Below are 1,317 nucleotides of genomic sequence, written 5' to 3'. Positions count from 1 at the left end.
GAGACTGTGCCGAATTTTGTGCCTGACGCGTTGTGTTAGGCCATTGGGAAGCGGTCTTCGAACATGATGGCGAGCTGCGATCTTACAGCGTGCCATTCGCGGACGGAGCGCTTCCACTCGTTGGATGTAGCATTGAGCGCCAGATAGATCAATTTCGCAGCCGCATCGTCGCTGGGGAAGTGGCCCCGGGTGCGGACGGCGCGCCGGATCTTCGAGTTCAAGGCCTCAATGGAATTCGTGGTGTAGATCAACCTTCGGACCTCGGGTGGGTAGTCTAGGAACGGGATGACCTCGTTCCAGGCCCGGCGCCAGCTCGGCGCGATCGCCGGATACCGCTTGGCCAGATCGCTATCCTCGAACTCTGCCAGGGCCTGTTCGGCTGCGTTGGCATCCACCGCCGTGTAGATCGCCTTGAGGGCGGCGGCGACGGCCTTGCGGTCCTTGTAACTGGCGAAGTTCATGGAATGGCGCAGGAGGTGAACGATACAGGTCTGAATCCGCGTCTGGGGAAAGGCCGCCTCGATGGCCTGCGGGAAGCCCTTCAGCCCGTCGACGACGGCGATGAGGATGTCCTGGACGCCCCGGTTGCGCAGGTCGCTGAGAACCTTGGCCCAGAATTTCGCGCCCTCATTGGCCTGGAACCACAGGCCGAGAACGTCCCGCGTGCCATCCGGCAAAACCGCCAGGGCCACGAAGACCGCCTTGTTCGAGACCGCCCCGTCGCTGCGGATATTGACCCGGATCGCGTCCATGAAGACGATCGGATAGCAGGGCTCCAGAGGGCGGTTCTGCCAGGCAGTGACCTCCTCCATCACCGCGTCGGTGATCGCGGAAATCAGGCTGGGCGAGGCTTCGACGCCGTAGATTTCCTCGATATGACCCTGGATCTCGCGGGTGGTCATGCCACGGGCATACATGCTGACGATCTTGCGGTCGAATTCGGGGAAGCGGCGCTGATACTTGGCGATCAGCATCGGATCGAAGGTGCCATTCCGATCACGGGGAATGTCCAAAACCACCTTGCCGCTGTCCGTGGTCACGGTCTTCTGGCTGCTGCCATTGCGCCGGTTGGCCGGCTGGTTCCCCCCCTCAGGGGCATTACCGGCCCGCTCTTCATCGAGATGGACGTCCATCTCCGTGCTCAGCGCACGTTCCGCCAGTGCCTTGGTCAGTTCCGCCAGGATGCCGGTCTTGCCAAACAGATCGCCAGGCGAGCGGCCTTCCATCAGCCGGTCCAGCAGGTCTTTGTCGATGCTCATACGTGGGTCTCCTCTGAGAGCAGTTACCACGTCAGCGCACAAAATTTAGGATAGTCCC

General features: G+C 61.7%; 1 protein-coding gene. It reads right to left on the bottom strand.

Annotated features, from left to right (window positions below):
• Positions 1–35 precede the first annotated feature (35 nt).
• Positions 36–1,259 carry an IS256 family transposase gene (locus tag RGD00_RS23325; RefSeq protein WP_310459619.1) on the bottom strand — a complete coding sequence of 408 codons (1,224 nt, stop codon included), beginning with the start codon at positions 1,257–1,259 and terminating at the stop codon, positions 36–38.
• Positions 1,260–1,317 lie beyond the last annotated feature (58 nt).

Source organism: Ruixingdingia sedimenti (assembly GCF_031432425.1).
GTDB lineage: Bacteria > Pseudomonadota > Alphaproteobacteria > Rhodobacterales > Rhodobacteraceae > Ruixingdingia > Ruixingdingia sedimenti.
This window is presented reverse-complemented; position numbering and strand designations above follow the sequence as displayed.

Excerpts from the sequence above, each read along its gene's own strand:
- RGD00_RS23325 (WP_310459619.1), bottom strand. The coding sequence starts at position 1,259 with ATGAGCATCGACAAAGACCTGCTGGACCGGCTGATGGAAGGCCGCTCG.